The organism is Neobacillus sp. OS1-32 (assembly GCF_030915425.1).
Taxonomy (GTDB): domain Bacteria; phylum Bacillota; class Bacilli; order Bacillales; family Cytobacillaceae; genus Neobacillus; species Neobacillus paridis.
The window spans coordinates 3,025,117-3,049,116 of record NZ_CP133263.1; the positions used below are offsets into that span (position 1 = coordinate 3,025,117).

A 24,000-nucleotide genomic window follows, 5' to 3' on the forward strand; every position below is an offset into this window, starting at 1 on the left:
AACCTTTCTTGCTGAAAAAACGTTATCTATATAGGGGATGCTTTATATTGCATAACATACATTATTGTTGTGACTCAGAAGCGAAATAGTATTCCGCTTCAACTTGGGCAAAAATGAAATGAATAGGTGAAGCCTATGAATGAACATATGAAAAAAAATGATCGGTTTGATTGGACCCTAACACTGCTGTTATTTTTATTTTTTCTGATTAGCTGCATTGCTATCTACAGTGCACAATCTACCGGACAGTACGTGGGCCGGAACTTCATGGTGAACCAAATCTTTTGGTACGGCGTTGGCGCGGTCATTATAGCAGTTACCATCTTTTTTGACAGCTTTCAATACAAAAAGCTGGCGTGGATCTTATATGGTTTTGGGCTGCTGCTGCTGATCGGGGTATACATCGCCCCTGAGAGTATAGCACCGATTAGAAACGGCGCAAAAAGCTGGTTTTTAATTGGAAGACTCGGACAAATTCAACCATCTGAATTTGTTAAAGTGTTTTTGATTTTAGCCCTCAGCCGGGTAATTACATCGCATCATGAGAAAAATCCGATAAAAACTTTAAAGACAGATTTTATCTTGCTTTTGAAGCTTGGCATTACTACGGCAGCACCGGTTGGCTTAATTATGCTCCAGCCGGACCTGGGAACCGCTCTCGTGATTTTATCCATCTTGACCGGGATTATTCTTGTTTCCGGAATTTCGTGGAAAATCATTGTGCCGATCTACGGGGCGGCGGCGGCTCTTGGCACCGGGATCATCTATCTTGTCGTGAAAATGCCAGAACTCCTTGAAAAATACTTGCATGTCCCAACCTACCAATTCAACCGGATTTATTCCTGGCTCGATCCTTATACATATGCCAGCGGTTCCAGCTATCACTTGGTTAAATCATTAAGTGCCATCGGTTCAGGACTTATCTCTGGCAAGGGGTTTCGTAACGGTGAAGTGTATGTTCCCGAAGCCCATACAGATTTTATTTTCAGCGTGATTGGCGAGGAATACGGCTTTATCGGCGGCAGTATCGTTATCAGCCTTTACTTTTTACTCATCTATCATTTAATCAAGACGGCATTGGATACCAATGATCCCTTTAATTCGTATGTCTGTACCGGGATTATCAGCATGATTGCCTTCCATGTATTTCAAAATATCGGGATGACGATTCAAGTGCTGCCAATTACCGGGATTCCGCTGCCATTTATCAGCTATGGCGGCAGCTCACTGATGGGGAATATGTTTGCCATGGGGTTGGTTTACAGTATCCACTTTCATCATCGAAACTACATGTTCTCGTCAGATAAATCATTAAATATCTGATCAGCAGGCGGCAGGTCTATGCTCTGCCGCTTCTCTGCATTTGTTAGAGTTCCAGCCATTTCAACCGGAACATAGGAACCTCTTATATTTCGATTGAAGCGGTTTGATGTGAAAACATTTTGGGAATGTTTCCCGGAAACAAGCCATAATTATTTGATAATGAGACAAAGTGTTATAAACTAAATGAAGATTACTTAAAAAAAGGGTGCGCTATGAAGGAATTTATTTTTACAATTTTAGACTTTTTGGCACAGTTGGGCTATTTAGGCATAGCCTTAGGACTAATGATTGAGATTATTCCAAGTGAAATTGTTTTAGGATACGGCGGTTACATGATATCCCAAGGTCATCTTAATTATTTTGGGGCGATTATTGCCGGCACAATTGGCGGAACACTGGCACAAGTCTTTTTGTATTGGGCTGGATATTATGGAGGTCGGCCATTCTTAGAGAAATACGGAAAATATGTCTTGATTAAAAAGAAACATATCGATGTGGCTGAGCTGTGGTTTCGCAGGTACGGTGCCGGTGTCATATTTACGGCCAGATTCATCCCGGTAGTTCGCCATGCCATTTCCATTCCAGCCGGTATCGCGAAAATGCCGATTTCTAAATTTATTCTATATACGGTGGCGGCAATCGTCCCCTGGACTGTCCTCTTCCTTTATTTAGGAGAAGTATTAGGCAGTAACTGGGCTCATATTAAAGAATATGCCCAGCCATATGTCATGCCGCTCATCATTGCTGCGGTTGTGATTGGCGCCATCTATTTTTTAATCCAAAAAACGCGAAAAACCACCGAATAACTTCAATCGGTGGTTTCTTCTTTGGACGGTTGGCGCGAAAACTTTTCCTGAGCCCAAGCATCAAGCTTCCTGACATGACTTTTGCCAATCGTAAAGCCATAGAGAATAAGAAGGACAATAATTAAGGTAAACAAATCTACTTTTCTGGTAGAAATAAAATTGACAATTCCCATCAACACCTGGGGAATTACTCCGGTGATTGCGAATAAAATCGTGGCTACCTTAAACCAAAAACTTGATTGCAAGCCATAGCGCGCATATAGGAGAAAAAAGGTCGAGGACCATGCCAACACCTCAAGACAGACTAAGATCATCCACTTATTTTCAACCAAAAAAGCCATTTTTCTAACCTCCTATTAAACAAAAAGCCCAAGAGATGACTGATAATCAGTATCTCCCAGGCTTTTATCCTTCCGTGGACACAGAACAACTGAAGTGCGAAACTGGACAATTGAATAGCGGTTCTGTGTGTTTTCTCTCGGACCAGCTGACTTTCTCAAATCACGGAACCCTAGAAAACCATTTATTTTCAATTTTAATGTCATTTTACCACACAAAACCGCGAACAGCACGTCCTTTTTACTTTTTAAAACGATATGGCAAGGTGGTCACAATCACATTTTTCCTATAGATCAGATAGGAGCGGATCAATAGACCAGATTGATTGTGCAAAATATTATGCCAGCTCTTTTTCGGGATAAATTGCGGAATCAACACGGTCACTTCGTAATTCCTCTCTTTTGCTTTATGCTGGACTGTATCAATAAATTTGGCTAATGGCTGCAGTATGCTGCGATAGCGCGATTGCAGCGTGACAAGCCTTACATCCGGATAGGCTTGCCGCCATTTTTCCTCAAATCGTTTTTCATCCTCACGATCAAAGGAAATATAGACGGCATATACTTGATCTGCTAATGTTTTCGCATAGTTAAGGGAGTGTTCAACTACCTTTGTAATTCCGGCAACCGGAACGATGATCACATTTCCCTCCGGTTCAATCGCTGGCTGCTCCGAATGGATTCGCAGCTGTTCGCCAACATCCCGATAATGACGGTGAATTTTAAGGAAGATCGTCACAATGATCGGCAAAAAGACGACAGCAAACCAAACATGAGTAAATTTGGTTAAAAAGAATATAATCAGTACGGTTAGGGTAATCACTGCCCCGATTAAATTCGCACTAAGCCGCGCGGTCCATCCGGCCGGTTTTTCGCGAACCCACTTGATAATCATCCCGGTTTGCGACAGGGTAAATGGAATAAATACCCCGACCGCATAAAGCGGAATTAACTGCTCCGTCTGCCCTTGGAAGATAATGATCAAGAAGATTGAGGCAATTCCCAAAGATACGATTCCATTTGAATAGCCAAGACGGTCTCCTCTGATCGTAAACATTCTCGGCATATACTTATCTTTTGCCAGATTGTAAGCCAATAATGGGAAGGCTGAGAATCCCGTATTCGCCGCCAACACTAAAATGAGTGCAGTTGTTCCCTGAATAAAAAAGTAAACCATATTGCGCCCGAACGTTTCCCTGGCGATTTGTGAAACAACAGTTTCATCATGTTTTGGGGCAATGCCGTAATAATACGCTAAAAAAGTAATCCCGGAAAACATCAGGGCCAATAAGGAACCCATTAAAATGAGTGTCTTGGCCGCGTTTTTTGGCGCCGGTTCTTTAAAATTCGGAATCGCATTGGAGATCGCTTCTACCCCGGTTAACGCCGAGCAGCCGGAAGCAAAAGCCCTTAATAAAATAAATAAGGTTATCCCTTGAACAGGTGTTCCAAGCGGCGCATGCAGACCTTGCGATACATGGCCTGTAGCGATTTTATAAAGACCTGTGACAATTAAAATGAACAATGCAAAAACAAACAAGTATACCGGATAGGCTAAAATCGTCGCCGATTCCGTTAATCCGCGCAGATTCAAGATCGTAATCACAACAACAAGAAGACAAGCAATCAATACAGTATGTGCATGTAATACCGGAAACGCTGAGGTAATCGCATCCGTCCCCGCAGATACACTTACCGCTACCGTTAATATGTAGTCCACTAATAACGAACCACCGGCAATCAAACCGGCCTTCTCGCCTAAATTTTCCTTGGACACAAGATACGCTCCCCCACCTTGCGGGTAAGAAAAGATAATTTGCCGATAAGAGATGATGAGCGCAGCTAATAAAAACAAAACCCCAATCGCAATCGGTACGGAATACCAGGCTGCAATCACACTGATCGATGCCAGAACAATCAAAATTTGCTCTGTTCCATAGGCAACTGATGAGAGCGCATCAGAAGACAGAATCGCAAGAGCCTTTAAGATATTCAATTTTTGTTCGCCTAATTCCGTTGATTTTAACGGTCGGCCAATTAATATTCTTTTTATAGAAGCACGCAAGGGAAGTCACCTACCTGAAGTTATTGAAAAATTACCGAATGATTTTATCACGAAATGTCCGTAAAGATAAATACTTTCTTTTGACAATTTAGGTAACAATGCTTTGAGATGAATTTGAAAAATTGGATTCTTCTTTTAACTAAAGCAAAAAAGCATGAAGCTTATCTTCATGCTTACTTTATAATATAAATGTTTAAGCCGGTTCCTATTCCATTCTTTTTACTACGTTATTAGTTCTTTCTTTCCATAAGAAAAGAAGATAGAGCAGCATGGAGAGAAACACGGATACTGCTGCCGTTTGATAAATGGTGCTGTATCCGAACAAGTGACTGATTTGCCCGAAAACCATTGCACCGATGCCGATTCCCAAATCAAAAAAGGAAAGAAAGGTAGCATTGGCCATGCCCCTGCGATTAACCGGTGTGTTTTCAATCGACCATGCCTGTAGTGCAGGCTGTACGGTTCCAAAGCCAAAACCGTATAATACTGCTGCCGTGTAAAGGATGGTACTGCTTGGCAGCCACGCCAATAAAAGCATGGCAATGAACACTAACAATGTCCCCGGTATAAACACAGCCTGATGCCCTTTTCGATCATACAGCTGGCCGGCAAAGGTCCGGGTCAGTATCAATGAAAGAGCATAAACCATAAAGTACCATTGGATGCCGGAGATATGTTTTTGTGCCGTATATAATGGCAGAAACGAAGCAATCCCGCCAAACGTAACCGTTAGGAAAAACATCAGCACCGCAGGCTTTAAGGCCGTTTTCTCATAGATATCCAGCTTAGCCCTGGCTCTTTTGGTCTCTGGGTCAACTTTTCGATACGTCACCCTTGTAGATAACAATAAAGCCATTAACCCTAAACCGGAGCAGATCAGAAAAAATAGCTTAAATGACAAGATACCGGTTAAGATCAGTCCAAGCGATGGACCAATCGACATGGCCACATTTCCTGACAAACCAAAATAGCCCATTCCCTCGCCGCGTCGCGCAGCCGGGATTAAATCAGTCGCGATCGTACCGGAAGCCGTGGTCGAAAACCCCCAGCCGGCCCCTTGAATAACCCGCATGATAAACAATAACGCGATACTGGTCAAGAAGCCGTAAGAACCGACCGATACAACAAAAATGGTTAAGCCGGTCAAATAAATTAAGCGGCGTCCTTTTGTTTCCAGCCAATTCCCGATAAACGGGCGCAGAAGTAATGCCGAAAAGGTAAAGATACCCACGACAAAACCGATTAATTGATCATTCCCACCCAATTTTTCGACATAAAGCGGAATCGTGGGCAATGTCATTTGAAAACCAAGGAAAATAAAAAAGTTAGCAAATACTATTAGAATAAAATCTTTTGTCCAGATCTTTTCTTTACTTAGCGCTTTTTCCATATAAGGTTAAAGTCCTCTCTTTGTACTAAAATGAAAAAACGTTTCTACTTATCGTAGAAACGAAATTTCATTCTGGTGGCTACTTGGAAGCAGCTGTTTCAATCACACTTGCGGATAGCTATAGTGTATACCATTTTTGTCCATTTATGAAGTAATCAGCTTACATTTCCTCAGGAGCCGCAATTCCGAGCAGGCGTAGTCCTTCTTTCAGCACCTCGGTTACGCTATAAACAAGTGCTAGTCGAGCTGTTTGCTCCTCACTCTCTTCAAGGATACGAACTTCAGCATAGTATTTATTAAACACTTGGGCAAGATCGATCACATATTTGGCAATCTGCGAAGGATCTAGATTGTCACAAGCGCGTTTGATAACATTTGGAAACTCAAGTAAATGGCTGACAACCTTCCATTCTTTCTCCCATGAAGTATGATAGTCCGGTACTGCAGCATCAGCCTGCCAATTGGCTTTTCGTAAAATCGAACATGCTCTGGCAAACGTATATTGTACATACGGACCTGTTTCTCCCTCAAAGCGAATCAATTCCTCTAAAGAAAATTCAATATCGTTCATCCGATTATTTTTCAAATCGTGGAAAATGACAGCACCGACACCAACTTGTTTGGCTACTTCATCCTTGTTGGCAAGCGTTGGGTTTTTCTCTTCAATATTGTGACGGGCCATTTCGATTGATTCATTTAACACTTCTTCTAATAAGACAACCTTGCCTTTCCGGGTGGACATTTTCTTACCGCCGGTCAGCATCATCCCGAATGGAATATGTGCCATGTTTCCAGCCCATTCGAAGCCCATTTTCTTTAATACAGCAATTAGCTGTTTAAAGTGCAGGCTTTGCTCATGGCCGACGACATAAAGCGATTTGACAAAGTCATACGTTTCTTTCCGATATAGGGCAGCAGCTAAATCACGCGTTGCGTACAGTGTTGCACCGTCTGACTTTTTGATCAGGCATGGCGGCAGTCCTTCTTCTGTTAATTCAACAACCAGGGCTTGATTGGATTCCACCAGGAGGCCTTTTTCCTCCAGCATGTCGACGATCCGGTCCATTTTATCATTGTAAAAAGATTCACCGGCAAGAGAATCAAATTCTACATTCAATAGATCATAAATCCGTGAGAATTCCTTTAACGATTCATCGCGGAACCATTCCCAAAGCTCCACCGCTTCCGCGTCGCCATCTTCAAGTTTTTTAAACCAAGCGCGGCCGTCATCCTCCAGCGCCGGATTCGTTTCTGCGACTTCGTGAAACTTTACATAAAGAGCCAATAATTCGGAAATCGGATTGGCTCTCACCTTGTCGGCATCGCCCCAAAGTTTATAGGCGGTAATCAGCTTACCAAACTGGGTGCCCCAGTCGCCAAGGTGGTTGATTTTAATTGGTTGATAGCCGCATTTTTCAACGATCAGGGCGATGGCATTCCCAATAACGGTGGAACGCAGATGTCCCATTGAAAACGGCTTGGCAATATTTGGTGAGGACATATCAATGGTAACATTGCCGTTTTGCCCAAAATCATGTGTACCAAACTCCCCTTTTTGGGTGATAATTTGGCTGATAATTTTTTCTGAAACAAGCTTTTTATTTAGGAAGACGTTGATATAACCGCCCACTACCTCTACTTTTTCAAAAATTGGCGCCTTGATTTGTTCACTTAGTTCTTGGGCTATTAGATTGGGCGCCTTCCGTTTAATTTTTGCCAGTGTAAAACAAGGAAAGGCTAAATCGCCGTGCGCTGCATTTTTTGGTTTTTCAATCAGCAGTTCAAGTTCAGCGGCTGTTTTTTCACTGTTAAGCAGTTCAGCCAGCACTTCTGCAAATTCTTTTTTAAAATTCATGGTTTTTGACCTCCTATATTTGTATAAAGTAAAAAAACTCCCGTCTCCATGAAAAGAGACGAGAGTTTATTTTTCCCGCGGTACCACTCTAATTGTTCTAATGAACCAGCTTCTTTTTGTAACGGAGAGTTCTCCGGCCTACCCTACTTAGTTCAGGCGGCATCTCAAAAGTGCGTTTCATTATCTCGTCCGTACCAGGCTTGCACTATCCCTGATTCGCTTAAACATCCCAGATAACTACTCTCTTTTTCATTGATTTTAGTATGACTTGTTTTACAAGATATTATACTGAAAGAAATCTAATTTATCCAGTCATTGCTGATGATTTTTTTTTGAAGCTGGTTATCCTAAGGAGAAGGAGGGATTTAGATGGCCAGAAGAAATAAAATTCTTGTTCCCGGGGCCCGTGCAGAATTAGACAAGTTAAAAGCGAAGGTTGTCCAGTCACAGAGCCCTGAGGAAGCAAAGTTTGAAGCGGCGGAAGAGGTAGGAGTACCGCTGAAAAAGGGCTACAATGGGCAATTAACTTCCCAACAGGCCGGAAAAGTCGGCGGCCGGCTGGGCGGCAGCATGGTTCGCGAACTTGTCAAAATGGCCCAGCAAAATCTGCGCAACAAGCAATAGTACCGGTTGCTGAATGTGTCAACCGTAACGTTTTAGATTCATCATGTAAAAATATTGGCTTAAGCGGTGCCTATGGGGCAAAGTGATTAGATAATATATTTATCATGTCCCATATTCGTATGCTGTGGGACAAATCTAAGGTTAATAATTGCGGTTATGTCCCATAGACCTCTCCTATGGGACATTTCTTACCTTTCCATACTTGGAAAGGTCCCATAGCCATTAATTCGGGAGCTTTCTAAGCAGGAACACCTTCATTATTTGGGCAATTTGATCCGAACTAAGCGGTTCATGGTTTTTCTCCCAATCAAAAATTAAGGCAATATACATTTTCAACAACAAAAAGCTTGTTAGTTCTGTATCCATAGAAGGGATCGACCCCTTGGAAATTGCGGTATCCAGTTTATTCTTTAAGTAAGCAATAATCTCATCTTCGACATGCCGAAGCATCTCGGAAACAGCCAATGTTCCCATCTCTGCTTCTTCTTGAACCAGTTTAATCATTAACTGATGCTTGGATCGAAACTCCAGGATCCGAAATAACCCCCGATGAACATTTTCCGTTATAGGCAGACCAGGTTGAATGACCGCTTCTGCCTCTGCTATCATTTCTTTTACTAAAGTGGAGATAATCTCCTCAAACAACTCTTCTTTATTTTTAAAAAAAGTATAAATCGTTCCTTTTCCGACATTGGCAAGCCTCGCCACTTGGTCCATTGTCGTTGCTTTATAACCAAATAATGAAAAGGACTTTGTTGCTGCTTCTACAATCATTCTTTCTGCGGTCAGGAGCCAAATGACTTCCCTCCTCTTTGACCAATTTAGTTTTTTGGTCATTTTTCTTAATTCAACTATAGCACAGCACAAACTTGCTTTCAATTTTTTTTGTAAACTTTTTGGAAAATGTTCAAGAATCCTCGCCAACTGGAAACCACAAAGAGCAAAGACAAAGGCATAGTTTCAGTTCACCAAAAAGCATAGTTTTTTGGTGCCCATGCTGGAGAAACTTTCTTTTGTGCACTTTTATACGCTAAGAAAACCCTAACCTTCTAATAAGTTTAAAAAACCGGACAATAGCTGCCCGGTTTTCACTCATCCTTGTTTGCGTCATTAGCTGTTTTGGAATTTTTTAATCTTCCCGCATCTTTTAATGCTTTCTTAATAATAATCTCAATTTGCGCATTTACACTGCGGAATTCATCCTCTGCCCATTTTTCCAATGCATCATATGTTCTCTGATCAACACGCAGTAAAAATCGCTTTTTTTCGGCCACAACATCACAACCTTAGTAAATCGTTCCTGCATTAATTACCGGCTGGCTTCCTTTTTCAGAAACAATCGCAACCATTAAATTATTCACCATTTGTGCCTTCTTCTCCTCGTCAAGATCGACAATCCCTTCTTCTTTCAGCTGGTCAATTGCCGATTTAACCATCGTTACAGCCCCGTCAACAATGACCTTCCGGGCAGCCAGCACGGCTTTAGCCTGCTGTCTTTGTAACATCGCTGAGGCAATTTCACTGGAGTAAGCCAAATGCATGATCCGAGCTTCAATAATTTCCACGCCGGCAAGCTCCAGCCGCTTTTGCAAATCCTTCGTCAATTCATCCCCGACTTCATCAGAGTGCTGACGCAAAGAAATTTCATAATCATTATTGACATTATCATAAGGATACTGGCTGGCTATATGACGCAGCCCCGTTTCACTTTGGGTGTGGACAAACTCTTTATAATCTTCAACATCAAATACAGCCTTCGCCGAATCAAACACTTTATAAACGACAACCGCTGCAATCTCAATTGGATTACCCTCTAGATCATTGACTTTCAATTTATCACTGTTAAAGTTAATGACTCTTAAAGATACGGTTTTTCTTACCGTAAGCGGAATGGTTAGATAAAACCCTTCATGTTTGATCACACCAAGATAGCGGCCAAACAAGGTAAACACCTTCGCCTGATTCGGCTGGATAATCGTAAACCCAGAAAATACAAGTAACGTCAATAAACCGCACAAGATGGCAAGGACCAAAAACAGGAAGCTTTCTTTTAAAACAAATTGCTCAATTCCAACGGCTGTCAATGCCCCCAGCAACAAAAACAATAAAAGTCCAACAAAGCCATTCACTTTAAACATGTCTTTCTCTGTCATCCCAAACACTCCCTTTTATATTTTATATCATTATAGAAAGGGCTTTTTGGTAAAATTTTTTAAGAAACTAGCCCACCGGCCAGCCTCAAAAAGTGAAGACAAAGGGATCCTTGAAGCCCAAAAAAAGAGTGCCAGACACTATGTGAAAAAATCACATAGTGTCTGGCACCCTCGCTGGTATTAGAAGTTTTTATATTTGCCCTCAGATTTCGGTTTGCCTGGCCAAATCTTTCCTTCGATCTTTTCGTATTGATCAAGCAAGGTTTCCAGGAATGTAAGCTTCGGTACGAGCCAATGCATCAATAGCGCGGAAATGAATCCTATTAGAGCACCAGTCAAGACATCTCCCGGATAGTGGACGCCAACCATGATGCGGGAAATTCCAACGGCACAGGCAACGGCCAGCCACAACCAGCCTTCTCTTTTACGGACAAGCCATATCGAAAAACAAATGGCAAAAAAGATGATCGAGTGATCGCTTGGAAACGCATTATCGACAGCATGATCGACAAGCTTATTCACATGGGACAGCTCGGCAAACGGCTGATAGTGGGAGTAAAAGCTGCCAGCAATTTTTCCAATAATCTCAGCAAGTACCACAGCCAAAATACTTTGGATCATCATCATTCGGTTTTTTGTGGTACGGGTAAACCAATACACAAGCATCCCCAAAACTAACACATACACCATATATTCCGCCATAAAAATGGCAACCGGATCAAGCGCCTGATAGGTCTTTCCAACATCATTAATTGAGCGAAAAACGTCTATATTTAGTTGCGAAATTGACATCGACATATCTCCTCATCCATTATTATTCCCTTTTTCTAGTAAACCACATCCTTGAAATTATATCATTCTGAAGGTCTTCAAAAAAGGGGCTGGAAACTTTTTTTACTAGTTACAAAAGCCAATCGAAAACCAGATCCAGATTTTTCGTTAAAAACGCTAATCAAACGTTTGATTCACCAGGATCGGTATTGGCGGTTTTATACCATTACTGTTCAAAAATATTCCATCAAAAAAGGAAGCAAGGTGACTCCCCTGCTTCCTAAAGGCTATTGGATGCTATCACTTGTTTGTACCAGTAGTAGCTTTTCTTTTTAATACGGCGCAAATCATGAGATCCTTCTTCGTGTTGGTTCACATAGACGAGGCCGTAGCGTTTTTGAAAACCGTTAAGCCAGCTTAACAAATCAGTAAACGACCAGACACAATAGCCCAATACTTCGGCACCATCAGAGATCGCCTCTTGAATCGCCGAAACATGGGATCGAAGATAATCAATGCGGTAGTCATCCTCAATCACATTATTCACTTTGAGCTTGTCGTATTCTCCCAAGCCATTTTCACTAATTAGAATCGGTAAATCATAACGGTTAGTGATTCTGCGAAGCGCCATTCTCAGACCTTGCGGGTCGATATTCCAATCCCAGTTGGTTCTGTCCAGATTGGGGTTCACCGTTGTTTTAAACAGCCCGGGAATACCTGAATCTCTTGATGTCCCTTTTATTCCGGTTGTATTCATTTCCCCGGCACCAACGCCGCCATCTAAGGGATTCATCTCAAAGGTCGTGGACTGATAATAGTTTAAACCGATAAAGTCCGGTCTGCCTTCTTTTAATAAGGCAAAGTCCCCTTCCTCGACAGACGGTGCGAGCCCTTTCTCCGCCAGGTAGTTCCAGGCAATTTTCGGATATTTCCCCCATGCATAAATGTCCATCCACCAATGGCTATTCAATTCCTCCGCATTTTCAGCAGCTGCTATATCTTCTGGCTTCGATGTTGCCGAGTAGGCGGGAGAGTAAGCAAAACTGGGACCAATCTTGCCATTCGGAACATGGCGGCGGAATGCCTTGATCACACTGGCATTGGCAAGATTGGCATGATGATTCACTTGATAGAATAGCTTTTCATTTTGCACCCCTGGTGGATGAGTGGCATAAACATACCCGTGGCTGGTAAAAATATTTTGTTCATTCAAACTGACCCAATATTTTACACGGTCCCCGAAGCGCTTAAACAGTTCTATACAATAATTTGTAAAGTCCTCAATGATTCTGCGAGATTCCCAGCCGCCGTATTCGTCCTGAAGCGCCTGAGGCAAATCCCAATGATATAAGGTTAAAATCGGCTCAATATGATATTTTTTCAATTCATTCATTAACCGATCATAGAACTCAATACCCTCCTCGTTGACTGTTCCCCTTCCATTTGGAAAAATCCGTGCCCAAGAGACAGAAAACCGATAAGCCTTGAGTCCCATTTCCGCCATTAACCAGACATCTTCCTGATAACGGTGGTAATGGTCTACTGCTACATCACCTGTTGTTCCTTTAAAAGTCTTGCCGGGAATCCGAACGAACTGATCCCAGTTTGTCAGCCCTTTTCCGTCCTCATTCCAGGCACCTTCCACCTGGTAAGCTGAAGAGGCCGCCCCCCATAAAAATTCTGGTGGAAAAGGTTTAAGTGTTTTATGTATCACTGTCTCACTTCCCTCTCATTTATTTACAACAAGATGCAATTAATTCAGAACATCAGCTTCTTAATACAATATTTTGTCGTTGTAAAAAGTGATACAAAGCGCCAATTAAATTAGAGTCATTCCCAAACTGACATCTTTCCACTTGAACCGTTAAACCGTCTGGATGATATTTCATTTGCTGTAACTTTTCATTCAGTTGTTCAATAAATCCCTCGCGATGACTAATGGCTCCGCCTATCAAAATCTTTTCTGGGTCGATCATAAACTGTAAATTATATATTCCAATAGCAAGCCGCTGTAAAAACTTATTAATTTCTTCCTGCACATCCAGATCCCCATTCTCAGCCCTTTCAAAAATCTCTTTTCCGGTAAGAACCGCTGGAGATACACCTTTTCGTTTAGCCACTTGCTGAATTAAACCGCCTACGGCAGCTAAGGAGCTCCATGTTTCCCATGGCGGACCACTCAAATAGTCCTCCATAATCATATAGCCGAATTCCCCGGCAAAGTGATTTTTCCCATGGCGCACTTTTTTATCAAGAACAACTGAACCACCAATCCCAGTGCCAATCACGATACAGAGATAGTCGTTCACGTCCTTTGCTGCTCCTATCCAACCTTCCGCCAATGCCGCACAATTTGCATCATTTTCAAGCTCAACCTTCAACTGTGTCCGTTCTTGAAGAAGCTGCTTGATGTTCTGTCCATGAATATAAGGAAGTGCCGTAACGCCATCAATGATACCTGTTTCCACATTGACTGCCCCCGGCATACTGACGGCCAAGCCTTTACATAGATGATGATGTTGCAGTTTTTTCAGGATTAAGTCAACTGTTTCCAAAAATGATTCAAGGCTCGCTTTAGGTGTGGGAACCGATGATTTTTCTATAAACACCCCCGTTTCATCCATAAGGGCATATTTAATGGAGGAACCTCCAACATCAAGTACCGCGTAGTAATCCACTTAATAACCTCCAATCAACCCTCTATTTGAAAGAATTGCCCAGGGAGCAGAGACAGGTTCTAAAAAATCTGGGAATCTTTGTTTCTTTTATCCGCCTGCCGACTTTGTGCCGCATGATTCCCTGATTATTAACTCAGAGTCAATAAATACAGGCTTTAATTGTGACTCCCCGTTGATTAAATCATTCAGCATATATGCCGAAAGTTTTCCAAATTTCTCTTTATCCTGTTTCACCGTAGTAAGTTTGGGGTCACTGTAACGGCAGGCCGCAATATCATCACAACCAACAATTCGAATATCCCGCGGACAGTTTAACCCCGCTTCATTAATCGCCCGCAATGCCCCTAGTGCCATCAAATCTGAAACTGCAAAAATAGCCTCCGGCAGCTCTTGACATTGAAGGATCTTCTTCATCGCGATATATCCACTTTCCTCGTGAAAATCACCGTACTGAATCCACTCATCCTGCAGTTCAAGTCCAAATTGATTCATTGCCTTTAAGAAACCCTCTTTGCGATGAACAGAAATAGCAGAATCCCATTTACCGCCAATGTAACCAATTTTTCTTACGGCGTTAAGATAAAAAAACTCGACCACTTTTCTGGATAAATCCACGTTATCTGTCATTAAATAACTTGCCTTAGGTCCATTTAATTCAATATCAATTCCAATACAAGGAAATCCCTCCATCGCTAATTGATAGGTAGATTCCTCCACTTCCTCCCCGGCAATGATTAAACAGCCATCCACGTGAAAATGCCGGCACCTTGCTAAATAACTGCCATTATCTGAAGAAAAGCGTTCATTCGAGAACATTAAGATATCGTAGCCTAAAAGTCCGATGTTTTTTTTGAAGGATGAAATAACCTCATTGAAATACGGATGGGTCATATCTACATTTATTTTTCCGGCATAGATTAATCCAATCAGATTAGACTTTTTCGTTGCCAATGATCTGGCGGAGAAGTTAGGCTCATATCCATTTTGATTAATGATATCCATGACTCTTTTTTTTGTCTTTTCACTAATTCCCTGATAATTATTAATGACCTTTGAAACAGTGGCTTGTGAAACACCTGCCAATTGGGCAATATCTTTAATGGTTAAATTCATCTTGATCCCTTCTATTTTTCAAAAATATACTAGCTTCATTGATAGATTACTAAGCGTTGCCACGAACAACAATGACATTTGGCAGGGCCCTACTTTACAGAGCCTTCCGTAATGCTCGATATGAATAACCGATTAAACAATAGGAAAATAACCAGAAGCGGTACAGTTGCCCAGAATACGCCTGACATAATCATTCCAAAATCCACGTTCCGGGTATTACTGAGCTGAGCTAACGCCACTTGAATCGTATAGTGTTCCGGATCCCGCAAAACCGTAAACTGCCAGAGGAATTCTCCCCAAACAGCCGTAAACACAATAATTCCTAAGGTGGCAAAGGCTGGCAAAATAATTGGAAGCACAATTTTTCGATAAATTCTAAAGTTCGAACAGCCGTCCAATTTGGCTGCTTCCATTAACTCATCCGGGACTGCTTCACTGATATATTGCCTCATCAGAAAAATCCCAAGCGGATTCAAAAAGAACAGCATCATCACACCTGGTAATGTATCCAATAGTCCTGCTTTGGAAATCAGAAAGTACTGCGGAATCAGCCCTAATTGCGGTGGAATAATCATCGTTAAGAGAATCGCAGTGAAAAAGAATTTTTTACCGCGAAATTGAAACTTGGCAAAGGCAAATCCGGCTAGGGAGCTAATAAATAAAACCACAACTGTTACCACCGCACAGACCACAAAGGAGTTCCACATCGAATGAAAAAAATCAATTTGATTTAATACTTTTTTAAAATTTTCCACCAACAGGCTCCCCGGCGTGATGATTGGCGGAATCGAGTTGTACGCTGAACTGGGTCTTGTCGCCATTACAAACATCCAGTAAAAGGGAAACATCGAAAACAGAGCGGCAAGGGATAAAAATAGATACACAAAGACGCGTCCAAGCGACAGTTTTTTCGTTTTTTCTACCGTATTCATCAATCCCCCCTCCTCTTCCTGGCCATACCTGATGTTAAAAATGTATTAATGGCCGCAAAGGCTGAAATCAATACTAATAAAATGATCGCGGTGGCTGATGCGGTCCCAAACGATTGTAATTTAAAGGCATCCCGATATAAATACATCACGATCGTCATCGCCTCGTCCCTGGTAAAAGCACTTGTCCCCAGGAAGACGGTTGGTTCGGAAAATAATTGCATTGCCCCTACCGTTGAGGTGAAGACTGTTAGAATGATAAAAGGCTTCAGCATGGGCATTGTAATATGGATCAGTTGTTGAAATTTATTGGCTCCATCAATCGTCGCGGCCTCGTATAAATCATTTGGAATACTTTGAATCCCGGCAAGATAAATAATCGTGTTATAGCCAACCCATCTCCAAAAGACCATAATTGAAATGGCAATTTTTGTCCCCCATTCAGAACTTCCCCAATGCACCGGATCAAGCCCGGCAAGACTAAGTACATAGTTAGCCAAGGATGATTCATGGTCACTGAACAGTACACTAAAAATGAGGGCTACCGCTACCATCGAGGTAATATAGGGCATGAAAATGGTTACTCTGAAGAAATTTTTAAACTTGAGAAAGGCCTGGTTCAATAAATAGGCAAAAATAATTCCGAAAACCAATTGCGGCGCTGTGCCCATCATTCCTATGATAATGGTATTGTAAACTGATTTCCAAAAAAGCGGGTCTGTTAAAACCATTTTAAAATTGGATAATCCGACAAATGTCATCGGGCTCAGGCCGTTCCACTTTTGAAAGCCTAAATAAATACTAAATAAAGCCGGATACAAACCAATCAATGCAAAGATAATAAAGAAAGGGGCAATGTATAAGTAGCCAGAAATCATGTCTTTCTTCGCCTCAGACCGGTACCTTTTCTTTCTTATCGTTACCTTGTTAGTTCCGATAGTCGGTTTGACATGATCCATTTTCTCACCTCGGTTCGATCAAAGGTGGGCATGATACCCAGGCTGTTTTACCTGGGCAGTCAAATCCACCTCTATATACTGGTAAACTAGTAAATTAGCGGCTTAATAAATCTTTAGCACGCTTAACAGCATCTTTCCATTCTTTTTCAGGATCTGTCCCTTTATTTTGAACATTTTTTAGGGCATTCAGCACTTCTTGATAAACAGGAAAGTATTTTTCCCCTTTAAAAATGGCGCCATTGACATCTTGTGCTGCTTTCGCAAATACGGGTGCTGTTGATTGCCCGCCAAAAAACTTGTCTTGATTATTCTTGAAGGCTTCCATATCATAAACAGATGGTGCAGATGGGAATAATCCCTTTTCTTGGAAGGATTTTAGTTGATTTTCTGGGGAGATTAGCCACGATGCAAATTGATACGCTTCTTTCGCATGTTTCGTTTCCTTTGGAATAGCGATGAACGACCCGCCCCAGTTGGCGGCAAAATCTGATGGCAAGGTGGCTACGCGCCATTTTCCAGCAGCTTCGGTTGCATTGCCCTCCATCCATCCTTTTAACCAGCCGGCTCCTAATTCAGCGGCAAATTCACCTTTATTTACGGCATTAGCCCACTCGGGAGACCACATTTCAAATTTACCAACGATTCCTAGTTTATTTAACTTAACTGCATAATCATAAGCTTTTTTAACCGCATTACCATCCTGCTCTAGCAATAATTCTCCTTTAGGGTTGAGGAATGTCTCTTGAGCGGCATCTAAATAGGCTCTGAATGCCATTTCGATGCTATCGATAAACGGCTTTCCTGTTTTCTCCTTCACTTTTAGACCTGCTTCTTCAAAGGCCGCTGGTGAGTTGATTAATGCTGCCACTTTTTCGGGGTCTGTCGGCAGGCCGGCTGCCTCAAATACGTCTGTACGGTAGTATAAGGCTTTCGGTCCGATATCCGTGGGCAAGCCAATTAAGAAATCACCTTTTTCGTTCTCACCGGTCTTCCATTTCCAATCAAGATACAAGTTCTCGATATCTTTGGCACCGAGGTCATATAAGTTTTCGAAGCGGTCTTGCGCGGCTTTAAAGCGATCAAGCTGATCAATTTCCAACATCGTTATATCTGGTGCCCCGCTTCCGGCAGATAAGGCCGTAAAGAGTGCGTCATGATGCTCTGCTGTTTCAGCTGATCTTACTTTTATTTTGATATTCGGGTGTTCTGTTTCGTAAGCTTTCGCTAAATCCTCATATCCCGTAGCACCAAAGGTCCAAAAATTTAAGGTTATTTGTTTTTCACTGCTTTTGCCAGAGTCGGATGAGGCCTTTTCTTTTCCATTACATGCAGCTAATGACACCGCAAGCACTGCTGACAAACCAATGGCAGCCAGTTTCTTAATGCTTTTCAATAGGATCCCCCCTGTTATTCTTGTTACATTTAATAACATGCTTTTAGAGAATGAATGGATTTCGCTATTATTTATGTACTATTCACCCCCCCTGTTTTCTATATTAGTTCCACAAATCAAAGTAACAGTTGCCTTCTGTTTGGAAACCGGTTTCGTTCACACATATAGGAATTCTCGAAGAAAACGGTTTCGTGGTGTAATTATATGTTAAATTTTTAGAATATTCAACCACTTAATTAAATATTTTTTCTTTTTTGCGAAAACGGTTTCCTTCTGTTATGTATTTTGTTTTTCAAAATCGAGTTATAACCCTTCGTAATCGGCATTCCTTAAGACTTAATCGTTTGCTCGATTGGCAATGGATCAACGAGCTTTCTAGACTTACGTGTCTTTTATCGTCAATTCTACTTTTTTAGTTCCTATATTTTCGGGAAGGGCAGCTATTAAGTTCAAAAAACTCAGCGCCTTCCTTAGACAGAAAGATTACCAAATTATTCACATATAAGGGACAGCCTTAGTTGTTTTCTTTTATACAATAGACTTGCAGTTTAAGAAAGGATGTGTCAAATGCTGCTGAAAAAACCTCTTATAAAACCCCTTAAGTTACATCTTCTGGAATTGCTGGATAAACGAATGGATTTACCTCAAGACCACAAGCTTTATTATTGGCGCCTCAAAAAAGGTTATGAAGGTGAAGTGCGGTTTAATTCTTTGACAGAAACACTCTCTTGTGACTGTTACATCTTCAACGGGCTGCGGTTTGAATTCAACAATACTAAGTTCCAAATTGATTCGCTGATTGCTACAGGGCAAACCTTGTTTATGAACGAAGTGAAATACTTTGCTGGCGATTACTTCTATAGGGATGGACTGTTCTATTCGTTTAGCGGCAAGGAACGCAAAGACCCATTAATCCAAATGGAGCGAAGCGCATCCCAGCTCCGGCAGCTGCTCCGAAGTCACGGATTTCACATGAAAGTTGAGCCTCATGTTGTCCACGTTCATCCAGAATTCACTTTATACCAAGCTCCCCTCGAAGCACCAATTATTTTCCCCACACAACTTAGTCATTATATTAATAATTTAAATTTGATTTCATCCAGGTTGAACCAAAAACATGAGATTCTGGCGGAGAAATTACTTTCCCTTCATGTGGAGGAAGACCCATATGCACAACTTCCGCCTTATACATATGAGGGCTTGCAGAAAGGTTATACTTGTGCGATCTGCGACTCGTTTGCCATCACGGTTGACGGGAGGAATTGTATCTGTGGCGACTGCGGGCACGTGGAGAGTGTGGAAGCCGCCGTATTGCGAAGTGTTGAGGAGTTAAAGCTACTTTTTCCAGAGTTGAAGATTACAGCAAATGTTGTTTATGATTGGTGCCAGGTGGTGGATAGCAGGAAGAGGATCAGCAGGATCCTTGGGAAGCATTTTAGGATTGTTGGATCTCATCAATGGGCTTACTATGAGTATGAACCTATTGGTAAAGGTATCCATAGTTAGGGCGGCGTGCACCTTAAGAAGAATAGTAAAGACTTTTTATGAAGGATATTTGAACTTGATTTCTGGATGGTTTTGTCCTTCATTCACTTTATGAAGGACACTTGACATCCGTTTCGTGGTGGTTTTGTCCTTCATCCGCCTTGTGAAGGACATTTAGCCTCGGTTTCGTGATGCCTTTGTCCTTCATCCGCCTTATGAAGGACATTTGGCTTCGGTTTCGTGGTGGTTTTGTCCTTCATTCACCCTATGAAGGACATTTGGCCTCGGTTTCGTGGTGGTTTTGTCCTTCATTCACCCTATGAAGGACATTTGGCTTCGGTTTCGTGGTGGTTTTGTCCTTCATCCGCCTTATGAAGGACATTTGGCTTCGGTTTCGTGGTGGTTTTGTCCTTCATCCGCCTTATGAAGGACACTTGACATCCGTTTCGTGATGGTTTTGTCCTTCATCCGCCTTATGAAGGACACTTGGCCTCGGTTTCGTGATGGTTTTGTCCTTCATTCACTTTATGAAGGACATTTGGCCTCGGTTTCGTGGTGGTTTTGTCCTTCATCCACCTTATGAAGGACATTTAGCCTCGGTTTCGTGATGCCTTTGTCCTTCATCCGCCTTGTGAAGGACATTTAGCCTCGGTTTCGTGATGCCTTTGTCCTTCATCCGCCTTATGAAGGACACTTGGCTTCGGTTTCGTGATGCCTTTGTCCTTCATCCGCCTTATGAAGGACATTTGGCTTCAGTTTCGTGGTGGTTTTGTCCTTCATCCGCCTTATGAAGGACATTTGGCATTGGTTTCGTGATACCTTTGTCCTTCATTCACCCTATGAAGGACATTTGGCCTCGGTTTCGTGGTGCCTTTGTCCTTCATCCGCCTTATGAAGGACACTTGACATCCGTTTCGTGGTGCCTTTGTCCTTCATCCGCCTTATGAAGGACACTTGGCCTCGGTTTCGTGGTGCCTTTGTCCTTCATCCGCCTTATGAAGGACACTTGACTTCGGTTTCAGAAGTGTTTTGTCTTTCATCCATCTTGGGTGATTTCAAAGGTTTTTTCAAAACTCCCACCAATACACTTACTGTCATCACGATCATTAGGCCTAAAACCCCGCCGCTTATAAAAAAGTCATAGCTGGGCTTAACCCCAAAGAGGTAACTCCAATAGACCGTACCAATAAATAGCACCAACAAGAATAGTTCAAACAACAATGCCATTAAAATAAACATTAAATAAGGAACAACAATTTTTTTATTTGAGACGTGCTGTAAGGTTAGCCCCTGCCAACACAAGTCGGCTAATTTCCCCATCTCCATCACCCCAATAAAACATACTTAGTACACAGTATGTCCATGGGTAATTAGTTAGAAACCAACCGAGCAAATAATTCAAATTTGTTGTTCAAGTTCCAGGTAAGCAACATAAAAAGAGCGTTACACCGTTACTCCAATAAAAAATAGAACGGGCTCCAATAAGCCGAATTCCAGCCTATTGGGTGCCCCTTTTTTAGGAATGCCAAGCAGCAGGGTTGCCAAGCCTTACGTTCAAAAATTCAAAGGTAAGCTGTTTTCCCCTAACCTTTTTAAAATAGCCCTGTTTACTTCCGGCTTCCAACACAGTCCCTTATTTTTTCGGTGCCAGGATTAGCTTGTCTGAATCGGCCCGATACTTGCTGGGATCGGTATAGGTCAAATGATATTTTCCGGTTGTCCAGTCGGCCATTTGATCATGGTACCATTTGCTTAAGACATGCCCGGATTGACCCGGGCCGACAACATTATAGCTTTTACTTAAATCCTTCAGATCAACAACCGAGCGCCAGGCAGCACCATGATTTACCGCACCGGTCTTCGAATCCCATCCGGCAGCACCGACGGTCACCCGGCTTCCTCCCATCGGAATGGGGTCTTTAAAATTAAATAATAGATTTAAAGGTTTGATCGCTGATAATGGATGATTAAATGGGACAGCATGGAATTCGCCCCATTTCCAGTCGGAAGGGGTGTTCCCCTGCATGTCACTGGAACGATCAACCGCCCGCTGAAAGGCCGTTAACACAACTTTTTCCAATCCGCCGGCATCCCGCATCCAAGGTCCAGGGGTACCTTCGTTCGCTCGGCGAATTAATTGATCGACAATTTGCGCCCTGCCCTCAAATAATCCCTGCATCTCCTCCGGAATATCTTCGTCAAATAAGACATTACCAATTTCCTGCATCCATAAATGAAATACAAGCGGGGCAGCTTCTTCTTTGGAATCGACATAGTTCCAATCCTTCATGATTTCGTACACCTTTTTATCAATCGGCCGCCACTGGTCTTTTTGCCCATCTAAATTTTTAATAAAAATTGGCATGAACTCTTCTGCCTGGAGATTATGCTGGTCAAATTGCAGTGCCAGCATATCATCAACCGAAAACTGAGACTTGCTTGTTAACACTTGTCTGATCCGCTCCTGCCGATAAGGCTGAGCCCATGTATTCGTAAGATGATATGGATAATCTTCCCCGACAACTTTATTATTGGCAGTTGAAATGAATCCTTCTTCCGGGTTCACCACAGTCGGCAACTGATCCCAGGGGATATACCCCTTCCACTCATATTCGTCTGTCCAGCCGGGGACTGGAACAGAACTGTCGCCCTTTTTACGAATCGGAATTAGCCCGTTTGCACGATACGCAATCGTACCGTCGGTGGAGGCAAAAACAAAGTTTTGCGCCGGGGTATGGAAATAGGTTAGCGCCTCTTTAAATTCGTCCCAGTTTTTTGCAACATTAAACTTCATCACAGCCTCTAATTCTGCCGATGGATCTAATGCCGTCCACCTCATTGCCAGCGCTGTATTCGGTTTGTCATCATGGGCAAATTCTGAAATAATCGGACCATGTCTTGTGACCACCACCTCATAGGCTAAGGTCTTTTTCCCTTTGACCTTGATTGGTTCCTGAATGACCTTTGCCTGTTCCCATTTGCCGTTATATTTAAATTCTGTCGGGTTCTTGGGGTTTCTTTTTTCAATATATAAATCTTGCACATCAGGGCCGACATTGGTGACGCCCCAGGCGATGTAATCATTTCTTCCTAGAATAATTCCTGGTACACCGGCAAAAATCACCCCGCTAACGTTCATATCCGCGGCCTTCAAGTGGGACTCATACCAGATTGCCGGAGTTGCCAAGCCTAAATGGGGATCATCCGCCAAATAAGGAAATCCCGATTTCGTCTTCTTTCCGGAAACGACCCAGTTGTTACTGCCATTCCATTCATTCGGGATCACCGCTGATGCCAAGCTTTTTACCATATCAAGCTTTTGCTGTTTTAAAGCCTGTATGACGGTTGGACCATCCTTTGGATAGGATGGAAATAGATCCAAGGCCTTTTCCTCGGAGAAGTTTTGTGCCAAATAATAGCGGAATGCTTGTCCTTCCCAGTGGCCGCCCAAATCAAATGCCATATATTTTCCGATTGTTAATGAATCAATTGGGGTCCATTCCTTTGGCTCATATCCCGCAAAGGTAAATTCAATCGGAAGCTTGCCGCTCTCCTTCGCATCTTTTATATAGGCATTAACGCCGTCTGCATACCATTGCAGTACATTTTTGGCTTCAGCTGAATAGGCATTAATAAGAAGCTTCTGCTGCCCGGCGCAAGCCCAACGTTCGGAAAAATTTGTCTTGATTAACAGTTGCCTCACCGATTACTTCGCTTAACTGTCCCGATGCCTGTCTCCTACTTAAATCCATTTGGAACATTCGGTCCTGGGCGGTGACATACCCCTGTGCCATATATAAATCATGTAGAGTTTTGGCTTCGATATGCGGCACACCATTTTCATCCCGATAGACGGAGAGCTTTTGCTGCAACCCTTTTAAAGCCACTTCCCCTTCCGTGACCGGGAGACTTCTTCTGACAAAAATATAAGCGGAAATCACGGCTATGATGAACAATGCCAGAATCACCCCCAAGGAAATAAGGGTGATTTTCTTAAACTTTTTTTGCGGAAGCCGCTTATGTCTTACCACAACATCTGTACTCAATTAATTTCCCCCTTGGTTTATTTTAGTAGTTTCACATTTTATTATAATATTCTGACACATTGTTTGTCATTT

At 42.3% G+C, this 24,000-nt stretch carries 19 protein-coding genes, 1 pseudogene, 1 riboswitch and 1 other annotated feature; of the genes and pseudogenes, 4 read left to right on the forward strand and 16 right to left on the reverse strand.

Features of this window, described 5'->3' with window-relative positions:
• The first annotated feature begins 135 nt into the window (after positions 1–135).
• Entirely contained in the window at positions 136–1,323 is a 1,188-nt protein-coding gene (locus RCG24_RS15000) for an FtsW/RodA/SpoVE family cell cycle protein (protein ID WP_308077393.1), read from the forward strand.
• Positions 1,324–1,535: 212 nt separating this feature from the next.
• Positions 1,536–2,129, forward strand: coding sequence for an undecaprenyl phosphate transporter UptA (locus RCG24_RS15005; protein ID WP_202656438.1), 594 nt, complete (start codon positions 1,536–1,538; stop codon positions 2,127–2,129).
• A 2-nt stretch (positions 2,130–2,131) separates the two neighbouring features.
• Here the strand turns inward: RCG24_RS15005 and RCG24_RS15010 are convergent, their stop codons facing one another.
• From RCG24_RS15010 to argS, 4 genes are all read right to left on the reverse strand, one after another.
• Positions 2,132–2,470: a hypothetical protein gene (locus RCG24_RS15010; protein ID WP_202656439.1), complete on the reverse strand. Its 339-nt coding sequence runs from the start codon at positions 2,468–2,470 to the stop codon at positions 2,132–2,134.
• 51 nt (positions 2,471–2,521) lie between these two features.
• A riboswitch (guanidine-I (ykkC/yxkD leader) is annotated at positions 2,522–2,655 on the reverse strand.
• Between the two features lie 53 nt (positions 2,656–2,708).
• The gene (locus RCG24_RS15015; RefSeq protein WP_308077394.1) at positions 2,709–4,532 is read right to left on the reverse strand and encodes an APC family permease; all 1,824 of its coding nucleotides are present in this window, start codon (positions 4,530–4,532) and stop codon (positions 2,709–2,711) included.
• A 205-nt stretch (positions 4,533–4,737) separates the two neighbouring features.
• Complete coding sequence (locus RCG24_RS15020; RefSeq protein WP_308077395.1) at positions 4,738–5,922, reverse strand: MFS transporter; 1,185 nt, start codon at positions 5,920–5,922, stop codon at positions 4,738–4,740.
• A gap of 160 nt (positions 5,923–6,082) precedes the next feature.
• Positions 6,083–7,777, reverse strand: coding sequence for an arginine--tRNA ligase (gene argS / locus RCG24_RS15025; protein ID WP_202656442.1), 1,695 nt, complete (start codon positions 7,775–7,777; stop codon positions 6,083–6,085).
• Positions 7,778–7,828: 51 nt separating this feature from the next.
• Positions 7,829–8,039 (reverse strand) — a binding site (T-box leader).
• Positions 8,040–8,146: 107 nt separating this feature from the next.
• Between argS and RCG24_RS15030 the strand changes: the two genes are divergently transcribed.
• The gene (locus RCG24_RS15030; RefSeq protein ID WP_202656443.1) at positions 8,147–8,401 is read left to right on the forward strand and encodes an alpha/beta-type small acid-soluble spore protein; all 255 of its coding nucleotides are present in this window, start codon (positions 8,147–8,149) and stop codon (positions 8,399–8,401) included.
• A 222-nt stretch (positions 8,402–8,623) separates the two neighbouring features.
• Here RCG24_RS15030 and RCG24_RS15035 read toward each other — a convergent pair whose 3' ends face one another.
• From RCG24_RS15035 to RCG24_RS15080, 10 genes are all read right to left on the reverse strand, one after another.
• The gene (locus tag RCG24_RS15035) at positions 8,624–9,238 is read right to left on the reverse strand and encodes a TetR/AcrR family transcriptional regulator (protein ID WP_308077396.1); all 615 of its coding nucleotides are present in this window, start codon (positions 9,236–9,238) and stop codon (positions 8,624–8,626) included.
• Between the two features lie 251 nt (positions 9,239–9,489).
• On the reverse strand, positions 9,490–9,675 hold the full coding sequence (locus RCG24_RS15040; protein WP_308077397.1) for a type II toxin-antitoxin system antitoxin: 186 nt from the start codon (positions 9,673–9,675) through the stop codon (positions 9,490–9,492).
• A 12-nt stretch (positions 9,676–9,687) separates the two neighbouring features.
• On the reverse strand, positions 9,688–10,554 hold the full coding sequence (locus tag RCG24_RS15045; protein WP_202656446.1) for an SPFH domain-containing protein: 867 nt from the start codon (positions 10,552–10,554) through the stop codon (positions 9,688–9,690).
• A 180-nt stretch (positions 10,555–10,734) separates the two neighbouring features.
• Complete coding sequence (locus RCG24_RS15050; RefSeq protein WP_308077398.1) at positions 10,735–11,346, reverse strand: undecaprenyl-diphosphatase; 612 nt, start codon at positions 11,344–11,346, stop codon at positions 10,735–10,737.
• Positions 11,347–11,605: 259 nt separating this feature from the next.
• Positions 11,606–13,039, reverse strand: coding sequence for a glycoside hydrolase family 1 protein (locus RCG24_RS15055; RefSeq protein ID WP_308077399.1), 1,434 nt, complete (start codon positions 13,037–13,039; stop codon positions 11,606–11,608).
• Positions 13,040–13,091: 52 nt separating this feature from the next.
• A complete protein-coding gene (locus RCG24_RS15060; protein WP_202656449.1) occupies positions 13,092–14,003 on the reverse strand; it encodes an ROK family protein in 912 nt (303 codons plus the stop codon).
• A gap of 87 nt (positions 14,004–14,090) precedes the next feature.
• Positions 14,091–15,116, reverse strand: coding sequence for a LacI family DNA-binding transcriptional regulator (locus tag RCG24_RS15065; RefSeq protein ID WP_202656450.1), 1,026 nt, complete (start codon positions 15,114–15,116; stop codon positions 14,091–14,093).
• A gap of 89 nt (positions 15,117–15,205) precedes the next feature.
• Positions 15,206–16,048: a carbohydrate ABC transporter permease gene (locus tag RCG24_RS15070; protein WP_202656451.1), complete on the reverse strand. Its 843-nt coding sequence runs from the start codon at positions 16,046–16,048 to the stop codon at positions 15,206–15,208.
• Positions 16,048–17,004, reverse strand: coding sequence for a carbohydrate ABC transporter permease (locus RCG24_RS15075; RefSeq protein ID WP_308077400.1), 957 nt, complete (start codon positions 17,002–17,004; stop codon positions 16,048–16,050). Before RCG24_RS15075 ends, RCG24_RS15070 begins: the two co-directional genes overlap by 1 nt.
• 94 nt (positions 17,005–17,098) lie before the next feature.
• Positions 17,099–18,397: an ABC transporter substrate-binding protein gene (locus tag RCG24_RS15080; protein ID WP_308077401.1), complete on the reverse strand. Its 1,299-nt coding sequence runs from the start codon at positions 18,395–18,397 to the stop codon at positions 17,099–17,101.
• A 567-nt stretch (positions 18,398–18,964) separates the two neighbouring features.
• Between RCG24_RS15080 and RCG24_RS15085 the strand changes: the two genes are divergently transcribed.
• Positions 18,965–19,903 carry a nuclease-related domain-containing protein gene (locus RCG24_RS15085; protein ID WP_202656454.1) on the forward strand — a complete coding sequence of 313 codons (939 nt, stop codon included), beginning with the start codon at positions 18,965–18,967 and terminating at the stop codon, positions 19,901–19,903.
• A 972-nt stretch (positions 19,904–20,875) separates the two neighbouring features.
• On the opposite strand, the gene RCG24_RS15090 is transcribed toward RCG24_RS15085, so the two are convergent.
• Together RCG24_RS15090 and RCG24_RS15095 are read right to left on the reverse strand one after the other, a co-directional pair.
• A complete protein-coding gene (locus RCG24_RS15090; protein WP_308077402.1) occupies positions 20,876–21,202 on the reverse strand; it encodes a hypothetical protein in 327 nt (108 codons plus the stop codon).
• Between the two features lie 313 nt (positions 21,203–21,515).
• Positions 21,516–23,928, reverse strand: a pseudogene (locus tag RCG24_RS15095) (penicillin acylase family protein).
• Between the last annotated feature and the right edge of the window lie 72 nt (positions 23,929–24,000).